Annotated in this window: 21 protein-coding genes; 8 read left to right on the top strand and 13 right to left on the bottom strand. The window is 64.8% G+C overall.

What is annotated here, in order from left to right:
• Nucleotides 1–23 precede the first annotated feature (23 nt).
• The 3 genes from GV027_RS00505 to GV027_RS00495 are packed head-to-tail and all read left to right on the top strand — an operon-like array spanning nt 24 to nt 2253.
• The gene (locus GV027_RS00505) at nt 24–1211 is read left to right on the top strand and encodes a bifunctional 2-C-methyl-D-erythritol 4-phosphate cytidylyltransferase/2-C-methyl-D-erythritol 2,4-cyclodiphosphate synthase (RefSeq protein ID WP_159510604.1); all 1188 of its coding nucleotides are present in this window, start codon (nt 24–26) and stop codon (nt 1209–1211) included.
• The gene (locus tag GV027_RS00500; protein WP_159510603.1) at nt 1208–1735 is read left to right on the top strand and encodes a hypothetical protein; all 528 of its coding nucleotides are present in this window, start codon (nt 1208–1210) and stop codon (nt 1733–1735) included. Before GV027_RS00505 ends, GV027_RS00500 begins: the two co-directional genes overlap by 4 nt.
• On the top strand, nt 1735–2253 hold the full coding sequence (locus GV027_RS00495) for a CinA family protein (RefSeq protein ID WP_031439016.1): 519 nt from the start codon (nt 1735–1737) through the stop codon (nt 2251–2253). Before GV027_RS00500 ends, GV027_RS00495 begins: the two co-directional genes overlap by 1 nt.
• Here GV027_RS00495 and GV027_RS00490 read toward each other — a convergent pair.
• The 5 genes from GV027_RS00490 to aspS all read right to left on the bottom strand — a co-directional run bounded on the left by GV027_RS00490 (nt 2196) and on the right by aspS (nt 7305).
• Nucleotides 2196–2672, bottom strand: coding sequence for a type II toxin-antitoxin system RatA family toxin (locus GV027_RS00490; RefSeq protein ID WP_159510602.1), 477 nt, complete (start codon nt 2670–2672; stop codon nt 2196–2198). The two genes, GV027_RS00495 and GV027_RS00490, sit on opposite strands and share 58 nt — an antisense overlap.
• Nucleotides 2672–3595, bottom strand: coding sequence for a lipoyl synthase (gene lipA / locus GV027_RS00485; protein ID WP_031393377.1), 924 nt, complete (start codon nt 3593–3595; stop codon nt 2672–2674). Before lipA ends, GV027_RS00490 begins: the two co-directional genes overlap by 1 nt.
• A gap of 152 nt (nt 3596–3747) precedes the next feature.
• Entirely contained in the window at nt 3748–4452 is a 705-nt protein-coding gene (locus GV027_RS00480; RefSeq protein WP_159510601.1) for a PAS domain-containing protein, read from the bottom strand.
• A 181-nt stretch (nt 4453–4633) separates the two neighbouring features.
• A complete protein-coding gene (locus tag GV027_RS00475) occupies nt 4634–5407 on the bottom strand; it encodes a polyphosphate kinase 2 family protein (protein ID WP_159510600.1) in 774 nt (257 codons plus the stop codon).
• Between the two features lie 74 nt (nt 5408–5481).
• The gene (gene aspS / locus GV027_RS00470; protein WP_159510599.1) at nt 5482–7305 is read right to left on the bottom strand and encodes an aspartate--tRNA ligase; all 1824 of its coding nucleotides are present in this window, start codon (nt 7303–7305) and stop codon (nt 5482–5484) included.
• Between the two features lie 187 nt (nt 7306–7492).
• On the opposite strand from aspS, the gene rnd reads away from it, so the two are divergent.
• On the top strand, nt 7493–8668 hold the full coding sequence (gene rnd, locus GV027_RS00465) for a ribonuclease D (RefSeq protein ID WP_031393380.1): 1176 nt from the start codon (nt 7493–7495) through the stop codon (nt 8666–8668).
• The gene (locus tag GV027_RS00460; protein WP_236558977.1) at nt 8665–8970 is read left to right on the top strand and encodes an I78 family peptidase inhibitor; all 306 of its coding nucleotides are present in this window, start codon (nt 8665–8667) and stop codon (nt 8968–8970) included. The genes rnd and GV027_RS00460 overlap by 4 nt, the downstream gene beginning before the upstream one ends.
• Before the next feature lie 24 nt (nt 8971–8994).
• Here the strand turns inward: GV027_RS00460 and GV027_RS00455 are convergent, their stop codons facing one another.
• Genes GV027_RS00455 through GV027_RS00440 form a run of 4 tightly spaced genes read right to left on the bottom strand, consistent with a single transcriptional unit; the run spans nt 8995 to nt 14584 of the window.
• The gene (locus GV027_RS00455; protein WP_159510598.1) at nt 8995–10506 is read right to left on the bottom strand and encodes a Ppx/GppA family phosphatase; all 1512 of its coding nucleotides are present in this window, start codon (nt 10504–10506) and stop codon (nt 8995–8997) included.
• Nucleotides 10503–12668, bottom strand: coding sequence for an RNA degradosome polyphosphate kinase (locus GV027_RS00450; RefSeq protein WP_031439008.1), 2166 nt, complete (start codon nt 12666–12668; stop codon nt 10503–10505). The genes GV027_RS00455 and GV027_RS00450 overlap by 4 nt, the downstream gene beginning before the upstream one ends.
• Before the next feature lie 15 nt (nt 12669–12683).
• Complete coding sequence (locus GV027_RS00445) at nt 12684–13328, bottom strand: DnaA ATPase domain-containing protein (protein WP_159510597.1); 645 nt, start codon at nt 13326–13328, stop codon at nt 12684–12686.
• An 11-nt stretch (nt 13329–13339) separates the two neighbouring features.
• Complete coding sequence (locus GV027_RS00440) at nt 13340–14584, bottom strand: heavy-metal-associated domain-containing protein (protein ID WP_159510596.1); 1245 nt, start codon at nt 14582–14584, stop codon at nt 13340–13342.
• A 64-nt stretch (nt 14585–14648) separates the two neighbouring features.
• On the opposite strand from GV027_RS00440, the gene purM reads away from it, so the two are divergent.
• From purM to GV027_RS00425, 3 genes are read left to right on the top strand one after another with little or no spacing between them, the layout of a single operon-like run.
• Nucleotides 14649–15752: a phosphoribosylformylglycinamidine cyclo-ligase gene (gene purM, locus GV027_RS00435; RefSeq protein ID WP_159510595.1), complete on the top strand. Its 1104-nt coding sequence runs from the start codon at nt 14649–14651 to the stop codon at nt 15750–15752.
• Entirely contained in the window at nt 15745–16317 is a 573-nt protein-coding gene (purN, locus tag GV027_RS00430; RefSeq protein WP_159510594.1) for a phosphoribosylglycinamide formyltransferase, read from the top strand. The genes purM and purN overlap by 8 nt, the downstream gene beginning before the upstream one ends.
• A gap of 25 nt (nt 16318–16342) precedes the next feature.
• Nucleotides 16343–16945 (top strand): hypothetical protein, encoded by a 603-nt coding sequence (locus GV027_RS00425; protein ID WP_107933732.1) that lies wholly within the window; start codon nt 16343–16345, stop codon nt 16943–16945.
• A 24-nt stretch (nt 16946–16969) separates the two neighbouring features.
• Here the strand turns inward: GV027_RS00425 and GV027_RS00420 are convergent, their stop codons facing one another.
• From GV027_RS00420 to GV027_RS00405, 4 genes are all read right to left on the bottom strand, one after another.
• Nucleotides 16970–17461 carry a GNAT family N-acetyltransferase gene (locus GV027_RS00420; protein ID WP_328799342.1) on the bottom strand — a complete coding sequence of 164 codons (492 nt, stop codon included), beginning with the start codon at nt 17459–17461 and terminating at the stop codon, nt 16970–16972.
• Between the two features lie 26 nt (nt 17462–17487).
• Nucleotides 17488–17910 (bottom strand): nucleoside-diphosphate kinase, encoded by a 423-nt coding sequence (gene ndk / locus GV027_RS00415; RefSeq protein WP_031393391.1) that lies wholly within the window; start codon nt 17908–17910, stop codon nt 17488–17490.
• An 89-nt stretch (nt 17911–17999) separates the two neighbouring features.
• On the bottom strand, nt 18000–18437 hold the full coding sequence (locus tag GV027_RS00410; protein WP_159510593.1) for a DNA polymerase III subunit chi: 438 nt from the start codon (nt 18435–18437) through the stop codon (nt 18000–18002).
• Nucleotides 18438–18520: 83 nt separating this feature from the next.
• On the bottom strand, nt 18521–19999 hold the full coding sequence (locus GV027_RS00405) for a leucyl aminopeptidase (protein WP_159510592.1): 1479 nt from the start codon (nt 19997–19999) through the stop codon (nt 18521–18523).
• Nucleotides 20000–20215 lie beyond the last annotated feature (216 nt).

The raw sequence follows: 20215 nt of genomic DNA, 5'->3' as shown, positions 1-20215 counted from the left end.
GCCTGAGACGCTAATCGGCGGATATGACAAAGTGCCGCACCGTCGCCCTGATCGTTGCCGCCGGGTCCGGCACCCGCGCCGGCGGCAGCCTCCCCAAACAATTCGCGACAGTTGCGGGGCGGCCGATGATCATGCACGCCGTCACCGCGATGACTACGCATCCGGCGATCGATGCCGTAGTGGTCGTCGTTGCCGAAGGTCAGGTGGACCATGCAAAGGCCGTATTGGCCGCAGGGGGCGTGACTGGCGCGACGGTCATCGTCGGGGGCAGTACCCGCCAAGCCTCTGTCCTCAGGGGAATCGCTGGCCTGTCGGATCTGGACCAGGTTCTCGTCCATGATGCCGCGCGGCCGTTTCTGGCCGACTCGGTTATCACGACGGTGGTGGCAGCGCTGGCCGACAGCGACGCTGCGGTGCCGGTGTTGCCGGTTGCGGATACGCTGGCGCGCGGCGAGTCGACGCTTGCCGGTCGGTTGCTCGGCGACGTCGTTCCGCGCGAGGCCGTGTACCGGGTCCAGACGCCGCAGGGCTTCCGGATCGCTACGCTGCGCGCCGCACACGCGGCTTGGCCAACCGATGAAGATGCCAGCGACGATGCCCAGATGGTGCGACGGGTTGGCGGCAGCGTCGCGTTGGTGCAGGGCGATGCGATGCTCGACAAAGTGACTCACCCCGACGATTTTGCCGCCGCTGAAGCGCGCGCGCCCTATGAAAGCCGAACCGCGACGGGCTTCGACGTCCATCGGCTGGAAACGGGCGAGGAATTATGGCTCGGCGGCATCCGGATCCCGCACGACAAGGGGCTTTCCGGCCATAGCGATGCCGATGTCGTGCTGCATGCGCTGACCGACGCGCTGCTCGGCACGATCGCCGCGGGTGATATCGGCACGCATTTCCCCCCGAGCGATCCTCAGTGGAAAGGTGCCGACTCCTCGCAGTTCCTGCAGCATGCCGCGCAACTGATCGCCGCCAAGGGCGGTCGGATCGATTTCGTCGACCTGACCATCCTGTGCGAGATGCCCAAGATCGGACCGCACCGCGCAGCGATGACGAACCGGATCGCCGATCTGCTCGACCTCACCACGGACCGGGTCAGCGTCAAGGCGACGACGACCGAGCGGCTTGGCTTCACGGGACGGGGCGAAGGCATTGCCGCGCAGGCGGTCGCGACGATCAGCCTCCCCTCGAATCGCGGCCGTGTCGGCGCATGAGGTTCGCTGCCGCACTGACGCTCGCCGCACTCGTCGCAACGCCGGTATCGGCACAGTCCCCGTGCATCACCGGCCCCGAGGCGGAGGCGATGACGCTCGTCGCGCTGCCCGACATTATCCGTGAAACGGGCCGGGTCTGCGCGGCAAGGCTGCCCGCGACCAGCCTCGTGCGCAACCAGTCGAGTACGCTCATCTCGCGCTATCAGATCGAAGCGGACCGCGCCTGGCCGTCCGCCCGGGCCGCGATCGTCAAGCTCAGCGACCCCGCGGTCGATGCGCTTCTCCAGTCGGACTATGCCCGGCCGTTGCTGACGAGCCTGCTCGTCCCGCAGATCGTCGGACGCATCGCGGCGCGCGACTGTGGGACGATCGATCGGCTCGTGACGCTGCTCCAGCCGCTGCCGCCGCGGAACACCGCTGGCATCGTCGTCGAGACGCTGCGCTATTTGAAGGCTGACAAGGCACGCCGCGGGGATCGATCGACGCCCGACCTTCCGCTCTGCACGGCAACGGAGAGCCGCTGATGGATACCCTTCTCCCTCCCCAGCTGATCGACGCGGCACGTAAGGTCATCGAGGCAAATCGCGCGCTTGGACGACGCGTCGCGGTTGCTGAAAGCTGCACCGGTGGCCTTGTTGCTGCGGCGCTGACGGAAATTCCCGGCAGTTCCGACGTGTTCGAAATCGGGTTCGTGACCTATTCGAACGAGGCCAAGCTGAAACTGCTCAAGATCAGCTCAGACGTGCTTGAGACCTTCGGTGCGGTGTCGATCGCCGTCGCGTGGAGCATGGCGCAGGGCGCACTCGAGCAGTCGGGCGCGGATGTTGCCGTCGCCATCACCGGCATCGCCGGGCCCGGCGGTGGATCGGCGAAGAAGCCGGTCGGGACGGTGGTCTTCGCCCGTGCCGAGAAGGGCGGCGATCGCAGCGATGTCGACGCAGATCGCAAGGATTTCGGCGATCTCGGCCGCGGCGGTATCCGCCTTCAGGCTGCGCTGTGCGCGCTCGAACTCTTGCTGCCGGTCGAGGATGTCGCACCGTAAAGCTCAGCCGCGCGAGTCTCGAACGCGCCAATCATCTTGCGCAATGCGGCACCGAAGACCTGACCCGCGATCAGTTCGAACATCCGGTTCTTGAAGGCAAAGTCGACGGTGAAGTCGACGGCACACCCCTGCTCCTCTGGGCGGAAACACCATTCGTTGCGAAGATATTTGAGCGGGCCGTCGACATAGTCGACGAGGATCTCGGTCGGACGGGTCTTTTGCACGCGTGACGTGAACGTCTCGCGCAGACCCTTGAAGCCAACGATCATGTCCGCGAGCGTCTCCGTCTCACTGTTCGAGCGGACACGCATCGCGCTGACCCACGGCAGAAACTCGGCGTAGCGGCCGACATCGGCGACCAGATCAAACATCTGTTCGGGGGTATAGGGAAGATGGCGTGTTTCGGAATGCTTGGGCATCAGATCCGTGCGACCCCGAGCTTGGCATCACGCGCCGCCCGAAGCTGCGCGAAGTCGTCCCCCGCATGGTAGCTCGACCGCGTCAGTGGCGACGATGCGACGAGCATGAAGCCCTTAGCCCGGGCGATCGACGCATAGGCATCGAAGGCCTTGGGCGTGACGAACTCGGCCACCTTGGCATGGCGTGGCGTGGGCTGAAGATACTGGCCCATCGTCAGAAAGTCGATGTCGGCACAACGCATGTCGTCCATGACCTGGTGGATCTCGAGCCGCTCTTCGCCCAGGCCGAGCATGACGCCCGACTTGGTGAAGATCGACGGGTCGTGGCGTTTCACGCTCTCGAGCAAGCGCAACGAGGCATAATAACGCGCGCCGGGCCGGATCGTCGGGTACAGCCGCGGGACCGTTTCCAGATTGTGATTATAGACATCGGGCCGCGCCTCGACGATCGATTCGATCGCGGCCTGCGCCTTGTTGCGGAAATCGGGCGTCAGGATTTCGATCGTCGTAGTGGGATTCGACGCGCGGATTGCCTGGATGACCTTCACAAACTGCGAAGCGCCGCCATCGGGAAGGTCGTCGCGGTCGACCGAGGTGATGACGATGTGGTTCAGCCCCATCTGCGCCGCGGCATCGGCGACATTCTGCGGCTCCATCCGGTCGACCGCGCGGGGCATGCCGGTCTTCACGTTGCAGAAGGCGCAGGCGCGAGTGCAGGTATCGCCGAGGATCATGACCGTTGCATGTTTCTTGGACCAGCATTCGCCGATATTCGGGCATGCGGCCTCTTCACAGACCGTCGTCAGGCTTTTCGAGCGCATCAGTTCGCGGGTCTTGGCGAAGCCGGCGGATGTCGGGGCCTTGACGCGGATCCAGTCGGGCTTTCGAGCGCGCGGCGCGGCGAGCGGGGTCATCTCGTTCATGGCAGGCAGATAGCGATCCCGGCTATGCGAAACAACACACATGCGGTTCTTCGTCCGATATCACGGGTATCCCGCGAAGCTGGCAAGAACGCCCCCGCGCTGGCGCATGTGCGGAGCGGCCGCGCTTGCCACGTCGTACCGCACTGACCGGGTCAGCGGAACCGTTCCAGATCCGTCGCAGCCGACACCGCGACGGCATATCGCTCGGACAGATACCGTTCGAACCGTTGATGCGCATCGCACGTAAGCTGGAACGCCGCGCCCCCCGCTCGCCCGTCGCCAGCCGCCTCGAACTCGATCAGCCCCTGAACCTCGAGCGCGCGAATCCAGCGGGTGAGCGTGGCATGTCCCACCCCAAGCATCGGTTCAAGGTCGGTCGGCGTCAGGAGGACGCCTTCCGCCTCGCTGACATAGGCCGCGAGCAAGATGTCCCAGGCGCTGTCGGCGAAGAGCGACGCGCAGAATATTGCCCCGCGCGCACGCCGGGCATCAAGCGTCAGCTGGGCCGTCTTCAACAAGGCTTCGGGTTTGACCTCGCCGGACCCAGGCATGGTTTCCTCGAAGATCATCGTCACGCAGACCTCGGTCCCTGGCGGCGCGATCGACAAATGGCCCTGCACCCAGAGATGCGACGAGTCGGTCCTGACCAGCCTTTTGGTAGTGCTGATCGGGGATCCGGTATGCACCACGCGACGCATCAGTCGCCGGCAACGCTCGCGGTCGGCAGGCGCGGTGAAATCGAGCATGTTGCTGCCAAGCAAAATGGCGGCTGTCGCATTGAGCGTGTGGCAGAACGTCGCGTCCACCTCGACAATCGCCCCTGAGGTGTCGACACCTATTCGACCGCGTTCCGTCATGACCTACGCCCACTGAATGGCCGTCCGCTACTCGGACACGCCCATTATCTTAGGGCAAGCCTAACCATCATCGGAAGCTGTTCACGCTAACATAAGTTGTTCGGAAGGCGTTAGAATTTCGACCAAAATGGATATAGCTGCAGAGGACTGCGACCAAAAGCGGGGTTGCGCCTTGCGAAAATTAGAGCTTGAGGGCCTTTTTCGCGACCTTGAGGACGGCGGGATCAAGCGGCGGGGGCACCATCGCGACTCCGCCCTCCAAGCGATCCGCGACGACGGTCAGCGCAGCGATCCGTGCCGCCTTCTTGTCGTTCCCGTCGATGACGATCCACGGCGCGGCCGCGGTGTCCGTGCGGGCGAACATCTCATGCATCGCGGCGAGATAGTCCTCGCGTCGCGACCGGTTGTGATAGTCGTCGAGACCGGTCTTCCAATGCTTCCAGGGATCGCGCAGCCGCGCCTCCAGCCGCCGGTCCTGTTCCGCTTGGGTGATATGGACGAAGATCTTGATCAGCGTGGTGTCGTTCTCGATCAGCCCCGCTTCGAAGGCATTGATCGCGTCATAGCCGCGCTCCCAGTCGCGACGCGTGGCGAATTCCTCAACCCTCTCGACCAGTACCCTGCCGTACCAGCTCCGGTCGAAGACGGCGATATTCCCATCGGCCGGCAAGCGCTTCCAGAAGCGCCAGAGAAAGTGATGTGCCTTCTCGTCGGCGCTCGGGGCGGCGATCGGCCAGACGCGGTAGGTACGGGGATCCCACTCGGCCGACAACCGCTGGATGATACCGCCCTTCCCCGCCGCATCCCACCCTTCGAACATCACCACAGCGGGGCGCTTGTTGACGATATGCGCGACCTGGATGTGCTCAAGCCTCTTCTGAAGCTTTGCCAGGTCGCGCTTGTATTTGCCGTCATAGGCGTCGCCGGCTTCATAATGGGCAAGATCGATGGGCATAGGCAAACTCCAGAAGATCAGGCGGCCACTAGGGGCGGGACGGAAAGGACCGAGGCGGCCGAGCCGCCTCGGCGTCAGCCAGCGGCGGGCGTCACCGTCTTGGCCGGGTCCTTCGGTCCATCGACGGTGAGCTTGATGTTGAGCTCCTTCAGCTGGCGCGGGCTGACCGGGCTCGGTGCGCCCATCATCAGGTCCTCGGCCTTCTGGTTCATCGGGAACAGCACGACCTCGCGGATGTTCGGCTCGCCCGCGAGCAGCATGACCATCCGGTCGATGCCGGGTGCCGAGCCGCCATGCGGCGGTGCGCCGACCTTGAACGCGTTTATCATGCCGGCAAAGTTCGTGTCGACATCGGCCTGCGTATAGCCGGCGATTTCGAACGCCTTGTACATGATCTCCGGACGGTGGTTCCGGATTGCGCCCGACGACAGCTCCACACCGTTGCAGACGATGTCGTACTGGTACGCCAGGATATCGAGCGGATCCTTGTTCTCCAGCGCGTCCATCTCGCCCTGCGGCATCGAGAACGGGTTGTGGCTGAAGTCGATTTTCTTGGCGTCCTCGTCATATTCGAACATCGGGAAGTCGACGATCCAGCAGAACTCGAACCGGTTCTCGTCGATCAGACCGAGATCCGCACCGATGCGCGCGCGGGCTGCGCCGGCGAGCTTGGCAGCGGGGAGTTCCTTGCCAGCGGCGAAGAAGATGCCGTCGTTCGGCCCGAGGCCCATCTCCGCGATCAGCTTGCGCGTCGCTTCCTCGCCGTGATTCTTGGCGATCGGGCCACCAAGTTCGCCGTTTTTCTGCGTGATGTAGCCGAGGCCGGCATGACCCTCGGCGCGGGCCCAGTCGTTCATGTCGGTGAAGAACTTGCGGCTCTTCTCGGCGGTGTTCGGCGCAGGGATTGCGCGAACCACGTCACCCCCGGCGACGATGCCCGCGAACAGGCCGAAGCCCGAGTCGACGAAGTGGTGGCCGACGTCGTGGATCAGGATCGGGTTGCGCAGATCGGGCTTGTCGCTGCCGTATTTCAGCATCGATTCGCGGTAGGGAATGCGCTTGAACGGCAATGCCGAGACCTGGCGTCCCTTGCCCTGCCAGTCGGCGAACTCTTCGAACACGCCGTGGAGGACGGGCTCGATCGCGTTAAACACGTCGTCCTGCGTGACGAAGCTCATCTCGAAATCGAGCTGGTAGAATTCGCCCGGCGAACGGTCGGCGCGCGCGTCCTCGTCGCGGAAGCAGGGGGCGATCTGGAAATAGCGGTCGAAGCCCGCGACCATCAGCAGCTGCTTGAACATCTGCGGTGCCTGCGGCAGCGCGTAGAACCTGCCCGGATGCACGCGGCTCGGCACCAGATAGTCGCGCGCGCCCTCTGGCGACGACGCGGTCAGGATCGGCGTCTGGAATTCGGTGAAGCCCTGATCGTTCATGCGGTTGCGCAGCGAGGTGATGACCTTCGAGCGCAGCATGATGTTCGCGTGCAGCCGCTCGCGACGCAGGTCGAGGTAGCGATAGCGCAGGCGGATATCCTCGGGATATTCGGCCTCGCCCGCGACCGGCATCGGCAGCTCGGCTGCCATCGACTGGACGGTCGCGGCGGTCGCGCGGACCTCGATCCCGCCGGTCGGCAGGTTGGGGTTCACCGCTTCAGGCGCGCGGGCGGTCACCTTGCCGGTGATCGTGACGACGCTCTCGCTCTTCAGGCCCTCGATGACCTTGAAGACGGGGCCGGACACGTCGGTGACGATCTGCGTGATGCCGTAATGATCGCGCAGATCGATGAAGACCAGGTCACCATGATCGCGCTTCTTGTGGACCCAGCCCGAGACGCGGACCTCCTCGCCGACCTGTTCGGGGCGGAGGGCGGCGCAGTTATGGGTGCGATAGGCGTGCATGTGTCTCGTCTCTCATACGTCGTCCGTGCGTTTGCTGGGATCTCGTGCAGCAAGGGTGCGCCCTGCGACGGAAGATCCCAGCGTTTGCTGGGATGACGGGAATTGGATGGCCCGCGCTTCCCTTCCCTACCGGCCTTTGTCAAGGCGCCCCTTTGTCAACATGGGGGAGCCTCGCTATGGACGAGCGATGCATATCCACCCGCTTATCTCCGACAGTGCCACGCTCGCCAATCTGTGCGCGCGCATGGCCGACGCCGACTATGTGTGCGTCGACACCGAATTCATGCGCGAGAGCACCTATTACCCGGAGCTCTGCCTCATCCAGATCGCCGACGACAAGGAAGCCGCGGCGATCGACCCGATGGCGCCGGGGATCGACCTGAAGCCGCTGCTCGACCTTCTCGTCGAGAATCACGACGTGCTGAAAGTCGTCCATGCCGGCGGACAGGATATCGAGATCGTCTATAACCTCACGGGCAAGACGCCCTTCCCGCTGTTCGACACGCAGGTCGCGGCGATGGCGCTCGGCCAGGGCGAACAGATTGGCTATTCAAACTTAGTCGACAGCTGGCTCGGGATCGCCGTCGACAAGGGTGCGCGTTTTACTGACTGGGCGCGGCGCCCGCTGGATGCACGCCAGATCGAATATGCGATCGGCGACGTCACGCATCTGTCGAAGATCTTCCCCAAGATGCTCGAGCGGCTGCGCAAGACCGGGCGCGGCGTGTGGCTCGACCAGGAGATGGAGCGGCTTGGGGATATCGCCAATTACGCAAACGATCCCGACCTAGCCTGGAAGCGCGTTCGGATCTCGGGGCGCAAGCCCGATGTGCTTGGCCGGTTGAAGGCACTGGCGCGGTGGCGTGAGCTTGAGGCGCAGGCGAAGGATCTGCCGCGCGGGCGGATCGTCAAGGATGAGACGCTCGGCGACATGGCGGGGCATCCGCCGCGGAAACAGTCCGACCTCGCCCGCGTCCGGGGGCTTTCCGCCACCTGGGCTGGCAATGATATCGGGGCACGGCTGATGCTCGCGATCGAGCAGGCACAGCCGCTCGGCGACGATGAACTGCCGCCCCGCGACGATCGCAAGCCGGGCCTTGGCAAGGAGGGCTCGCTCGTCGCGGATCTGCTCAAGCTCCTTCTCAAAATCCGCTCGCGAGATATTGATGTAGCGTCGAAACTTCTTGCGAGGACCGACGAACTCGAGGCGCTGGCCGCGGGCGTGCGGACGGGCTTGCCGATGCTGGAGGGGTGGCGGTTCGACCAGTTCGGCCGCGACGCGCTGGACCTGGTCGAGGGCCGACTGGCCTTCGCGGTGATCAACGGAAAGTTGAAAATGACCCGTACGGAGGACGCGGCATGAAGCGGGCGCTGCTTGCGGTCGTACTTGCTTCGGCCGGGTGCATGCCGGTCGAGATGCGCGACCGCACGCCCGGTGCCGCGACGCCAGCCCCGCCCGGTGCCACGTGCAAGATTGAAGCCCTGGGCGATCTGGTCGGCAAGCGCGCGAGCGATGCACGTGCGGATGTGATGCTGGCCCGATCGGGCGCGCGTACGCTGCGGTGGATCGCGCCGAACGACGCGGTGACAATGGACTTCCGGACCGATCGCCTGAATGTCTATGTCGACGGCGCCAGCAGGATCGAGCGTTTCACCTGCGCCTGACCCTGATTGCGCGTTCGTCTCCGGTCAGGCGATCGCGAGCACAGGTTTCCGGCCGATGGCCGCGGCAAGCGCCGCGTGTCGCCGCTCAACGGCTTCCCCGTAGAGTCCCCGATCTGCGGGTAGCAGCGTAAGCGTTAGCGATACGCCATCATCGGTGAGGCGCGAGCGTTTGAGCGGTCCGGCAAGCCCCCCGCTCATTCGCTGCCCGAGACGCATCGCAAGTCCCCAGGCCGTCGCGCTCTGAATCTCTGCGGGTGTCGCCAGGCGCTCCACGGGATCCGCGGCGGCCAGGTCACCGCCAAGGCTGGTATACAAAGCCTGGGCGAGCATACCGCGACCCGGTGCGTCGATCGCGACCCAATTGCCGTGCAACGCGACTTCGACCCCGCGCTCGGCGCGAAATTCCGGATTGGCGCGCCAACCCACATCGGCGAGGAGGCAGGCGGTGTGGCGCAAGCGCGCCACTGCCGGTGGCTCGGTAACGAACAACGGCGCGATCCAGCGATCGAGCAGGTCGCCATGTTCAGGAAAGCGGCCGAGCAGTCGCCCCTCCTCGCGTGCGGCTTCGATCAGGGGGTCGAGTGCCCGCGCCGCCGGCTTGAGGTCGCCGTAGAGCAGCCCTTCGCGAAGGCCGTACGCAGAAACGATCGTCGTCTTGCTGCCGAGCTGGCGCATGAGAATGCCGAGCAACGCGGCGGCGTCGCCGAGCGTCGCGATCCGCCCGGACGACAGGCCCGGAATGGCTTTCAGGCGTGGCTTGGACAATTGCGGGATGGTGCGGCTGAGGCGCGTCACGGTCGCCGCGGTCATCGGATATTGATGGATGATCGGCAGCGGATAGTCCGACAACTCCATATCGAGCCGCGCCAGCGCGCGCCATGACCCGCCGACAAGATACAGTGGCAGCCCCTGCCCGCGTGCGGCCCAGCCGGCGTCGCGCACGAGCCGCGCAACATGGCGCTCGAGCACCTTGCCGCGTTTCGCCCGCATCGGTCCGATACGCAGCACGCCGAGGGGGAACGAGACGCTGTCCTCGATCTTGCCACGGCGCACGCGTACGAGCTCGAGGCTGCCGCCGCCGAGATCGCCGACGATGCCATCCGCCTCAGGGATCGCAGACAGCACGCCATAGCCCGCAGCGCTCGCCTCCTGTCCACCCGACAATGTCTCGACCTTGAGCCCGAGTTCCTCCGCAGCAGCGATAAGGTCCCCACCGTTTCTCGCATCGCGAACCGCTGCCGTCGCGACCGTCCGGAGCGTCGAACACTCCATCTCGCGCGCAACAGCGGCAAACCGCGCAAGCGCGACCTTAGCCGTCTTGAGTGCTGACTTTTCGATCGTGCCCGTCGCCGCCAATCCGCGGCCGAGGCCCGCCAGCACCTTCTCGTTGAACCGGATCGCCGGCAGTCTGGGCGGCCCCTGATAGACGACGAGCCGGATCGAGTTCGATCCGATGTCGATGATCCCGGTGCGCGGATGGTCGTCGACCTCAACCTTTGGCGTCGCGGTGCCGAACAGGAGGTTGGTAACGCTCATCGCTGTCGACGGAGCGAAAGCGTCGGCACGGTCGCGCTCGTGGCAAGCGATGCACCACGGCCGGAAAGAGACGGATTGGTCATGAAATACCGATGCAGGTTGAACGGACGATCGCCGGGATCGACGCGCGAATAATCGCCGTCGGGTCCTAGCTCCCAGCTCTGCTCGTTGTCGATAAGATTGGCGACCATCACCTGGTCGAGGATCTGGTCGTGCACCGTCGGGTTGAGGATCGGCAGCATATATTCGACGCGCCGATCGAAATTACGCGGCATCCAGTCGGCGGACGAGATGAACAGCTTCGCACCGTCGTTCGGCAAGGCCTTCCCGTTTCCGAAAGCCCAGATCCGGCTGTGTTCGAGGAACCGGCCGATCACCGACTTGACGCGGATCGTTTCGGACAGGCCGGGCACACCCGGTCGGAGACAGCAGATGCCGCGGATGATGAGGTCGATTTCGACCCCTGCCCCGCTCGCCTCGTACAACTTTTCGATCACCGCAGGGTCGACCAGCGAGTTCATCTTCGCCCAGACCCCTGCCGGTCGCCCCGCGCGCGCATTGGCGATCTCGACATCGATCAGGGTCATCAGATTCTTCCGCAGGTCCCGCGGGCTCAGGCTGACACGGGCCATGTCCGTCGGTTCGACATAGCCGGTGATGTAGTTGAACATCTGCGCGGCATCGCGCCCGACCGCCGCGTCGGCCGTGAAGAAGCTGAGGTCAGTGTAGATCTTGGCCGTGACGGGGTGATAATTGCCGGTACCGAAATGGCAGTAGGTCCGGAACGCCTGCCCCTCTCGGCGGACGACCAGGGAGACCTTTGCGTGGGTCTTCCAGTCGATGAACCCGTAGACGACCTGCACCCCTGCGCGTTCCAGCGCGGAGGCCCAGACCATGTTCTGCTCCTCATCGAACCGTGCCTTGAGTTCGACCACCGCGGTGACTGATTTGCCCGCCTCGGCCGCGGTGATCAGCGCATTGATGACCGCGGGTTGCTTGCCGGCGCGGTAGAGCGTCTGCTTGATGGCGACGACATCGGGATCATTCGCCGCCTGCTTCAGGAAAGCGAGCACCACCTCGAACGTTTCATAGGGGTGGTGGACGACGATGTCTTTGGCCTTGATGGCTGCGAAACAGTCACCGCCAAATTCACGGATCCGCTCCGGAAAGCGCGGCGTGAAGGGCGGGAATTTCAAATCGGGGCGATCCTCCTCGACCAAGCCGTCGAGATCGACGATGCCCAGCAGGTTACCGCTTTCGGTGATGATCGCCTCCGCCCCGCCCAGTTCATCCTTCAGCACGGCTGCCAACACGTCCGGTATGCCGGTTTCCAGTTCGAGCCGGATCACCCGGCCCCGGCGGCGGCGTTTGATCGCGTTGGCAAAGTAGCGGACAAGGTCCTCCGCCTCCTCCTCGATCTCCATGTCGCTGTCGCGCAGGACGCGGAAGCTCGCGGCGGCAAGAACCTCATAGCCCGGGAACAGCACCGGCGCGAACCGCTTGAGCAGCGTCTCGATCGCGACGTAGCGCGCGGGTTCGCCAGGCAACCGGACGAAGCGCGTCATCGTGTGCGGCAACATGACCAGTTCGCGGACCGGTTCGTTGTCCGACCGGCGGACGAGGTCGAAGATCACCGAGAGGCCGCGGTTCGGAATGAACGGGAACGGATGGGCGGGGTCGAGCGCCTGCGGGGTCAGGATCGGAAAGATCTGCTCGCGAAAATGCGTTTCGAGCCAGTCATCGGCTTCGCCCTCGACGGCATCGCGGCGCAGGACAAACAGCCCCGCCTCGTCGAGCAGCACACGAAGATCACCCCAGACCGCCTGCTGGCTCTCCATCAGCGCGTCCGCTTCGCGGATGATCGCGGTCAGCTGCTGCCCGGCGGTCAAGCCGTCGGCCGAGCGACGATCGACGTCCTGCGTCTGCTGACCCTTCAGTCCTGCGACACGCACCATGAAGAACTCGTCGAGATTGGATCCCGAAATCGAGAGAAACCTAAGCCGTTCGAGCAACGGATGCGCCGGATTGCACGCCTCTTCGATCACGCGCCGATTGAACGCGAGCCAGGAAAGCTCACGGTTGAAAAATCGGTCGTTCGGCTGAGCGCCGATGGGATCGTCGTCGTCTTCCGCTTGGCGGACGATATGCGCTGGACGGTTCATCGGTCCTCTAGGGGCTTAAGGTGACGTGAAGAGCGGCAGATCAAGGGCAAGTTGCGGCCGTAGGATCAGGCCAGCCTCGGTCAGGGTGGTTCGTGCAAGATTAATGGACAAGCGCTTGCGGCGTTCCATGGCCTCTTGATCCAGCGCATCGACGGTTCGCGTGACGGTAATATGACTACGCTCGATTCGCGACGCGAGCCAGTCAATGAGATCGGGCCGGGCATCGATGTTGCGACGCTCGAACAGATGCGCGAGCAACACCCGCATGAGTTCGTCGTCGGGAGGGCCGATCGTCGCGAGCGGACTCGCAGCAAGGCGGGAGCGCAGGTCGGGCAGCTTGACCTTCCATTCGGGCGGCGCCGCGTCGGCGACGATGAGCAAAGGCCTGCGCTCTTCCTGGGCCCGGTTCCAGGCGTGGAAAAGCTGCGCCTCGGGGACGCGTTCGGCATCATCGATGATTGTCCCGCCACTCTTGGCTGCAAAGATCCGCGCGAGCAGGCTACGACCCGACTTGCGCGGACCGGAAAGAATGGCGGTCATGACGGGCCAGGTCGCCCAATGCTCGAGCGTCTGTGCTGCACGGGCATTTGACGGGGTGACCAGAAAGGCGTCGTCAAGGGGATCCGCCGGCCAACCGAGCGGCAGCGCAATTTGGGTCATTCTGCCGTCGCTCACCCTGTCGTCGCGTTATCCGCGGGCAGGTCCGGCGGAAGAAGTTGGGTAGCGCGGCGGATCCGGATGGTCTGGCCCGAACCGAACACCTGATAGCCGCGCGCTTCGAGCGCCGCCTTGAGCGCTGCCGGATCGCCGTCATAGGCGACACGCATCAGCGACACGCCGCCGAGTGCGAGGCTGGTGGTCGCGGCCGACCGGACGCCGGGAATCGCGCGCAGCGCCGCCTCCGTCGAGGTAACGGCCGCCGCTGCGGGCGTATCGAACTGAACGGTTATCGACAGGCCGGTGCCACCCGTCAGGACGGCCGTATTGGCATCGGCCGTTTCGTCGACGGGGGCGGTTTCGCTCGCAATCGGATCGGGCGCGGGTGGCGGCGAAAGACTGTAATCAACCCGCAGCGTGCCGTTCCGCCGCGCTTGCTGGTACAGGTCGTCGATCCGCTTGACGCCGGTGTCCATAAGCTGCGGCAGCCCGTCCGGGGTACCGACACGCAGCGTGAAACGGCCGATCAGCGCATTGTCGGGGCCATGACGTGCTTCGAACACTCCGATGACCGGACCACCCGGCCATTGGCGATAGAGCGTGACGACCGGAACGAGAATGTCGCTGGCGCCATATTGATCGATGATCGTCCGCCACCATCCGCGGCCGGGCCGCTGCGTCTGACCGACGTTCAACAGTAGCGCGTCGGGACCCGACCCCGACGGGCGGACATAGTCGATGCTGCTGTTGCCCGTCCGGTAGCGTGCCCAGGCCTGCTGCCATTCCGTCCGCTGTTCGAAGACCTGTCCAACGCCACCCGACCATTGGACGGGTATCACAAGCATGGGTTGCGAACGATCCGCAAAAGTCGAGATGCCCAGCAGCGATCCCGCCCGGGTACGATCGAACAGGACGCCGAGCTTGGCGACATAACGCTGCGGCCCGATCTGTTCGTTCTCGACGACGATACCCGAAACCAGCGAATCGAGCGTGCCGTCGGACACCAGCGCGCCGCCCCCGCCTAGCCGATTCGACAACTGCACCCAGGCCTTGCGCTGCGCCAGTCGCCAGCCGCCATAGCGGGCAGCGTCGGCGGACGGGCCCGCGACGTCGACGATGACGCCGCTGACTTCGTACGCACTTCCGCTATCGACGGGCGCTGCGCCGCGACTGCCGCCCTCAATCTGTGCGAGTACGGCCCCGCCGCCAAGCAGCAGCGCGGCGCCGGCAAGCGCGGTGGGAAGGGCACGGATACGCATCACGCGGGCCTTTTGGCGAAGCAGACGTGGAAATCCAAGCGCGATGTGGCTAGCAGCACCGATCATGACCGATACGCCAGACTCCGCCACGCCCTATACCTACGCTCAAGCGGGGGTCTCGATCGCCGCCGGCAACGCGCTGGTGCGCGCGATTGCACCGCTTGCCCGCTCGACGCGACGACCCGGCGCCGATGCCGATCTCGGCGGCTTTGGTGGCCTGTTCGACCTGAAGGCGGCGGGCTTCGTCGACCCTTTGCTGGTTGCGGCGAACGATGGCGTGGGCACCAAGCTGAAGCTCGCGATCGAATGGAATCGCCATGACGGCGTCGGCATCGATCTTGTCGCGATGTGCGTCAACGATCTGATCGTTCAGGGCGCTGAGCCACTGTTCTTCCTCGATTATTATGCAAGTGGCAAACTTGACGCGGCAGTGGCGGAGCGTGTGGTCGCGTCGATCGCAGAGGGCTGCAAGACGGCCGGCTGTGCGCTGATCGGCGGCGAAACCGCGGAGATGCCGGGCATGTACGCGGACGGCGACTATGATCTCGCCGGCTTCTGCGTCGGCGCGGTTGAGCGGACCAACATGCTGACCGGCCACGATATCGCGGCGGGCGACGTTATGCTCGGACTGGCGTCGTCAGGGGTGCATTCGAACGGCTTCTCGCTCGTCCGCCGGCTCGCCAGCGACCGCGGGTGGAAACTCGACCGGCCGGCGCTGTTCGATCAGGACAAGCTGCTGATCGACCATCTGATGGCGCCGACTCGGATATACGTCGCCGGCCTGCTGCCGCTCCTGCGCGAACGCCGTATCAAGGGCCTCGCGCATATCACGGGCGGTGGGTTGCTCGAAAACATTCCACGGGTTCTGCCACAAGGCGTTCACGCGATCGTCGATGCGGATGCCTGGGAGCAGTCCCGGCTCATGGCGTTCCTTCAGGCGCAGGGTGCTATCGAACCGGAGGAGATGGCACGGACCTTCAATTGCGGCGTCGGCATGGTTGCGATCGTCGACGCTAACGATGTGACGATGATCACCGCTGCGCTGAAAGCCGCGGGCGAGACGGTATTCCCGATCGGGCGGATCGAGGCGGGGACACATGGCTGCACCGTGCGCGGTTCGGCGGGCACGTGGAGCGCGCGCGCCGACTGGACCGCGACTCATGGCTGACAGAACGCGCGTCGGCGTGCTCCTGTCGGGGCGCGGATCGAACATGATCGCGCTAATTGAGGCGTCGCGCGATGCGAACTGCCCTTATGAGGTGGTGCTCGTCGCGTCCGACAAGCCGGAGGCGGCCGGCATCGCGTGGGCAAACGTCGAGGGGATAGCGACGTTTGCGCTGTCTCCCCGCGGGCTGGGCAAACCGGCTTATGAGGCGGCGATCGATCGGGCGCTCCGGGACGCCGCGGTCGAGGTCATCGCGCTGGCCGGCTATATGCGGCTGCTCTCCAACGAATTCGTCGCCGCATGGCGCGATCGGATCGTCAATATCCATCCCTCGTTGCTCCCCAAATACAAGGGGCTCGACACGCATGCTAGGGCGATCGCGGCGGGCGATGCCACGGGAGGATGCTCGGTCCATCTGGTTACCGAGGAACTCGATGGCGGCGTCGTGCTGGGTCAGGCCGAAGTCCCGATTCTGCCAGGCGACGACGCCGACGCGCTGGCAGATCGCGTGCTGGCCGCGGAACATGCGCTATACCCCAAGACGCTTGCCGAGTTCGTGAAACGATGAACGCCCTGCCGAAAACAGACATCTGATGAGCCGCGAAACACCGACCGAACGGCGTGAAGCCGCCGAAACGCGTCGCCGCTGGGTGACGCTGGCAGAGGTCCTCGCGGTCGCTGGCGTGCTCATCGCGGCACTCACGCTCTGGAGCAACTGGTCCGAGCGCAACGCGGACAAGGCCGAGAAGGCGAGCGCGCGTGCCAGCGAACAGCGCGAAAGCCGACGCTTCGAAATCCGAGCCGTCGCGGCGGAGAATGGCGATTCGCTGATGTTGCTGCGGGACGACAAGCACGATATCCAGACGGCGACGATCGCGTTCCCCTCGGCGCTGAGCGTCGAGCGCAAGGATGCCCTGACGGATCAGATCCAACGCGACTGGTTCGAAAAGGCCTTGCTGAAAGCCACCGACGGCGGCGCGGACGATCAGGCCGGGCGGCTGCCGGTCCTCATTGCCGTCACCTATACCGACGGCGATGTCTCGGGTTCGGCAAGCGGCATCTACGACGTGATCTGGCGCACGAAAGCCGGTGTGTTTCCGTTCGGCCGATCGCTGAAACTGGAGGGCTTGAAGCTCAGGCAACGTGGCGGCGATCAGGCTAGGCTAGACGCGTTATGGACACGCCAACAACGCTAACGAGGCACCTTACCCCTGCGACCGTCAGATTTCACGGGCGTAGACCGGATCGGTATACGGCGTCGTCCCGATCCTGAAGGGCCGGGTGCCGATCACGGAGAATTGCTGGCGTTCGTAAAAGGCGCGGGCGCGGGCGTTCAAGCCCCACACACCCAACAACACACGGGCGTAATCGCGCTCGGCCGCGTCAGCGAGCGCCCGGTCCATCAACGCGGCACCGAGACCTGATCCCTGCGCCTGCTTCATGAGGTAGATGCGGCGCAGTTCGATATCGCGAGGGCCGGTGTCGATAGGAAATGCAGGCTTCGTAAGTACGGAATAGCCGATCGGGGCATGGCCCGGCTCATATTCGGCGAGCGTCACGATCGTTGCCGGATCATCGAGCCATGCCTCGAAGACCGCGACGCTGTTGTTCCGCGTACAATGATCGACGATGTCGACGCCCGCAAATGCTGTTGCGTAGGCGTCAAGAAACGAGGCGGCTCCGACGAGCGAGAGGGCGGGCGCATCGCCCACCGTCGCGCGTCGCAGCCGCCAGAGCATCAGCCGACGATTTCTTCGGGCTTGAAGAAATAGGCGATCTCGATCTCGGCATTCTCGTCCGAATCCGAACCGTGAACGCTATTGGCTTCGATCGACTCGGCAAGCTCTTTGCGGATCGTGCCGGGCTCGGCGTTCGCCGGGTTGGTCGCGCCCATGATGTCGCGGTTGCGCTGCATCGCGTTCTCGCCTTCGAGAACCTGGACGACGACGGGGCCCGAGATCATGAACGAGACGAGTTCACCAAAGAAGGGGCGCTCCTTGTGCACCGCGTAGAAGCCTTCGGCCTGCTCGCGGGTCATCTGGATGCGCTTCGACGCGACGACGCGCAGGCCGGCTTCCTCGAGCATCTTGGTGACCGCACCGGTCAGGTTGCGGCGGGTGGCATCGGGCTTGATGATCGAAAAGGTACGGTTCGCGGCCATGATGGTCACGGGCTCCTGTGTTGGCGGGAATTGGATGCGCGGCGCTTAGGCGCGGATCGGCCCCAAGGCAACGCCTATGCCGTCCAATTTCAGCCAGCTTGCTCCCAGCGGCCGGCATCGTTCTGTTTCCAGTACCGGCGCTCGACACCGTCACGATCGCCCAGCGCCTTCCATGCCAGCCGCGCCTCGCGAATCGCCTCTTCGTCAAACACGTGGAACACCCGCTCGAAATCGAGCGCCGCGTCCCGCCAGCGACCGTCGACGATCGCGACGTTGCGCGCCGCGTTGGCCGTCGTCACGTCGCTGGCAATCAGGACGGGCTGTGCCGCGTCGTCACCTGCGCCGATATGTGCATGCGGCAGAAAGCTCTCCGGCGCATAGGACCAGAGGAGCCGATCGATTGCGACACGCTGCGCCTCGGGTTCGGCGACGATAAGCAGTCGGCCGCCAGTTTGCACAACGCGCTCGGCGATTCGCGGAAGGACGCGGTCGAGCGGGCTGGTCAGGTGGTAGAAATCGACCTGCATTGTGTTGCTCCCCCAAACCCAGACTGCCGCCCCAGGCCGCCCCGTCATCCTGACCTCTGCCAGGATGACGGTATATAGGTCATTCAGCCTTCGAAATTGTCGGCCACAAACCGGTCGAGCAGGCGCACGCCATAGCCAGTCGCGCCTTTGTCGTGGTGGGTTCCCGGCTTGTCCGACCAGACCATGCCCGCGATGTCGAGGTGCGCCCATTTCACGCCTTCGTCGACGAAGCGCTTGATGAACTGCGCCGCAGTGATCGACCCTGCGCCGCGCGGGCCGACATTCTTCATGTCCGCGATCGGCGAGTCGATCAGCTTGTCATAGGCCGGCGACAGCGGGAAACGCCACAGCGTGTCGCCGCTGGCCGTACCAGCCGCAAGCAACTGGTCCGCCAGCGCGTCGTCATTGGCGAAGATGCCGCCATTCTCGGTGCCAAGCGCGACAATCATCGCACCCGTCAGCGTCGCGAGATCGACGATCGTCGCAGGCTGATGCGTCTTCTGGACCCAGGTCACGCAGTCGCAGAGCACGAGCCGTCCTTCGGCGTCGGTGTTCAGGACTTCGATCGTCTGGCCCGACATCGACGTGATGACGTCGCTAGGCCGCAACGCCGCGCCATCAGGCATGTTCTCGACCAGCCCCATCACGCCGACCACATTGGCCTTGGCATTGCGCGCAGCGAGCGCCTTCATCGCGCCGGCAACGGCCCCTGCTCCGCCCATGTCCCACTTCATGTCTTCCATGCCCGCGCCCGGCTTGATGGAGATACCACCCGAATCGAACGTCACGCCCTTGCCGACAAGGGCAAGCGTCGGGACGTCGGCGGCGGCTCCGTTCCATTTCAGCGCCAGCAGGCGCGCCTCGCGTCGCGAGCCCTGGCTGACGCTCAGCAGCGAACCCATGCCGAGTTCCGCCATCTGCGCTTCGTCGAGGACGGTGATTTCGAGCCCCAGCCCTTCGACGTCCTTCGTCACCTTCTCGACGAAGCTCTCGGGGTAGACGATGTTTGGCGGCGATGTGACAAGCCACCGCGTCAGGTCCATGCCACCACTTACCGCGGCCTGCTCGGCCCATGCCGCGTCGGTGCCTTCGGGGGCACCGGCGATCGTGAATGTCGTCAAGCTGGGCTTCGACGTCTCGGCAAGCTTGGTGCGATACGTGTCGTAACGCCATGCGCGCTGCAGGGCCGCTGCGGCGAACCGGGCGGCAGCCGCAGCACTCGGGGGCGTCGAGGCGGCACCCAGGTCGATCGTCACCGCGGTGGCGCCTGACGTCAGCAGGCGCGCAGTGACCGCACCTCCGGCTTTCCCCCAATCCGCATCGCTGCCTGCGCCGACGCCAACGAACAGGACCTGCCGAACCGTGCCCGCAACCGGCACGAAGACCTCGATGATCGCCCCCGCTGCGCCGGTGAAGCGGGCAGCGGCCGCTGCCTGCATTGCTACCGCCTCGACGCCATCCCCGATCGCGGTCCATCGCGTCGTGGAAAGTCCGTCCTTGGCAACGGGCACGGCGAGAATGGCCGCATCGGGCGTGGCGACGGAGGTGAAATCGATCTGCATGGGGACCTCGAAGAACATTGAATAGACTGGGCTAGATGCCCCTAAGCTGATGCTGCGGAGGCGGCAAAGCAAGGTCGCGGCCGATCAAGCCTGTGGATAGCGGTGATCCGACGCACGGCGATTGCAGCAACGCGCGGACGATGCGATAGGCGGCGCGGTATGGCGGCGACCGGCCGCAGTTCCAAAAGGGGTTGGTTCGGATCGTGTTGCGTATCG

Origin of the sequence: Sphingomonas sp. T1 (assembly GCF_902506585.1) — a bacterium.
Taxonomy (GTDB): domain Bacteria; phylum Pseudomonadota; class Alphaproteobacteria; order Sphingomonadales; family Sphingomonadaceae; genus Sphingomonas; species Sphingomonas aerolata.
Note: the sequence above shows the minus strand (reverse complement) of the source record. Positions and strands in the feature narration are given on the sequence as shown.